Raw genomic sequence first — 1,817 nt, forward strand, 5'->3', positions numbered from 1 at the left:
GGGTTCTGGACGCCGAAGCGTCAGATGCTCCTTAGAAAGGAGGTGATCCAGCCGCACCTTCCGGTACGGCTACCTTGTTACGACTTAGTCCTAATTACCGATCCCACCTTCGACAGCTCCCTCCACAAGGGTTAGGCCACCGGCTTCAGGTGTTACCGACTTTCATGACTTGACGGGCGGTGTGTACAAGACCCGGGAACGTATTCACCGCAGCGTTGCTGATCTGCGATTACTAGCGACTCCGACTTCATGAGGTCGAGTTGCAGACCTCAATCCGAACTGGGACCGGCTTTTTGGGATTCGCTCCACCTCACGGTATTGCAGCCCTTTGTACCGGCCATTGTAGCATGCGTGAAGCCCAAGACATAAGGGGCATGATGATTTGACGTCATCCCCACCTTCCTCCGAGTTGACCCCGGCAGTATCCCATGAGTTCCCACCATTACGTGCTGGCAACATAGAACGAGGGTTGCGCTCGTTGCGGGACTTAACCCAACATCTCACGACACGAGCTGACGACAACCATGCACCACCTGTTTACGAGTGTCCAAAGAGTTGACCATTTCTGGCCCGTTCTCGTATATGTCAAGCCTTGGTAAGGTTCTTCGCGTTGCATCGAATTAATCCGCATGCTCCGCCGCTTGTGCGGGTCCCCGTCAATTCCTTTGAGTTTTAGCCTTGCGGCCGTACTCCCCAGGCGGGGAACTTAATGCGTTAGCTGCGTCACGGAATCCGTGGAATGGACCCCACAACTAGTTCCCAACGTTTACGGGGTGGACTACCAGGGTATCTAAGCCTGTTTGCTCCCCACCCTTTCGCTCCTCAGCGTCAGTTACGGCCCAGAGATCTGCCTTCGCCATCGGTGTTCCTCCTGATATCTGCGCATTCCACCGCTACACCAGGAATTCCAATCTCCCCTACCGCACTCTAGTCTGCCCGTACCCACTGCAGGCCCGAGGTTGAGCCTCGGGATTTCACAGCAGACGCGACAAACCGCCTACGAGCTCTTTACGCCCAATAATTCCGGATAACGCTTGCGCCCTACGTATTACCGCGGCTGCTGGCACGTAGTTAGCCGGCGCTTTTTCTGCAGGTACCGTCACTTTCGCTTCTTCCCTGCTAAAAGAGGTTTACAACCCGAAGGCCGTCATCCCTCACGCGGCGTTGCTGCATCAGGCTTTCGCCCATTGTGCAATATTCCCCACTGCTGCCTCCCGTAGGAGTCTGGGCCGTGTCTCAGTCCCAGTGTGGCCGGTCACCCTCTCAGGCCGGCTACCCGTCGACGCCTTGGTGAGCCATTACCTCACCAACAAGCTGATAGGCCGCGAGCCCATCCCCAACCGAAAAATCTTTCCAAACGCAGACCATGCGGTCACGTCACATATCCAGTATTAGACGCCGTTTCCAGCGCTTATCCCAGAGTCAGGGGCAGGTTGCTCACGTGTTACTCACCCGTTCGCCACTGATCCCACAGAGCAAGCTCCGTGTTCACCGTTCGACTTGCATGTGTTAAGCACGCCGCCAGCGTTCATCCTGAGCCAGGATCAAACTCTCCGTAAAAAGAAAATGCATACGAACCGGGGAAAAACCGGAACGCAGCGAGTTTGATGCTGACCAAAGAGATAAATCATTGCTGACTATCCGTTGCCAACCCCACAAAGGAGGTTGGTCTTTGATCCAAAGGAATTCTCACCCAGCCGAAGCTAGACGAGGATAATTTGGCATTTGACAAGTGCACGCTGTTGAGTTCTCAAGGATCGGATGCTCCCACGACCCAGCCATCACAACCAGGCCCGCAGGGCAACTTCTCTATCTTA

Annotated in this window: 1 rRNA gene; it reads right to left on the reverse strand. The window is 55.0% G+C overall.

The features are described 5' to 3' along the window. Positions 1-35: 35 nt before the first annotated feature. Positions 36-1,560, reverse strand: a 16S ribosomal RNA gene (locus WFJ36_RS17070). Positions 1,561-1,817: the final 257 nt, after the last annotated feature.

Origin of the sequence: Microbacterium sp. MMO-113, assembly GCF_037148555.1 — a bacterium.
Classification (GTDB): domain Bacteria; phylum Actinomycetota; class Actinomycetes; order Actinomycetales; family Microbacteriaceae; genus Microbacterium.